General features: G+C 39.7%; 1 protein-coding gene. It reads right to left on the bottom strand.

The annotated features are described in order from the left end of the window. Positions 1-279: 279 nt before the first annotated feature. Positions 280-912, bottom strand: a complete 633-nt coding sequence (locus JUI58_RS16695) for a Uma2 family endonuclease (protein WP_204104935.1) — start codon at positions 910-912, stop codon at positions 280-282. Positions 913-926: the final 14 nt, after the last annotated feature.

The following is a 926-nucleotide window of genomic DNA, read 5'->3' on the forward strand; positions in this document are numbered from 1 at the left end:
GAAGATTTTCGTAAGTTTTCCAACTGATTCCAGAAAGATGAATCATTTCCGTTGTTGGAATTGGCAAAGTTGTTGCTATCATCGAACTTCTCTAGAACGGACTGGAGTAAATTTTACCATAAACGAGAATGTAACTTCAAATCATGCTTGGGACATTTTTGGCGCAGCGATCGCGATATTTCCCGCAACCCGAGCATTCCCGAGCAGCATCAAGCGCGTTATGTTGCTTTTTCTCGGGCGCGATCGCGTTTATTCGTGCTTTAATTGTAAATATTAGCGTTATCTTGCTCTTACAGTTCTGACCCAATTGCGAAATATTCTTATTAACTCCAAATAATCGGTTGTCTCAGCTTGTTGGAGAAACTCTGCAATTTCTGCGATGGGAATATTGGGGAAAAACTGACTTTGAGAACTGGGAAAATATTCCCCATTGTTTAATTGTTGTAGGATCAAAGAATTGCGATCGTAAACCCAAACTTCCGGCACTCCCAAAGACGCATAAACTTGTAGTCGATTTGGCGAACTGCTGGTAATATCTATTTCAATAACGAGATCGGGAGGAGGATCGTCTGGTGTCAATCTTCGTTTACCGCGAATGGCGGCAATATTGCTAATATAAAAACATTTATCCGGTTCTACTCCCTTCAATTCAGGACGCTTATAAGTTGTCGATCCAAGGGGATAAATATTGATTTCTAATTCTTCTGCAAGAGTCTCGACAAAACGTCCTATTACTTCTTTATATAGTTCGTGTTCTGGTGAAGGAGCCAAAATTTCTAAATTTCCGCAATTGTATGTTAAACGCAAATGACGGTTTTGCAGTTCTTCGAGAAGATTTTCGTAAGTTTTCCAACTGATTCCAGAAAGATGAATCATTTCCGTTGTTGGAATTGGCAAAGTTGTTGCTATCATCGAACTTCTCTAGA

This window comes from Spirulina sp. CCY15215 (assembly GCF_016888125.1).
Lineage (GTDB): Bacteria > Cyanobacteriota > Cyanobacteriia > Cyanobacteriales > Spirulinaceae > CCY15215.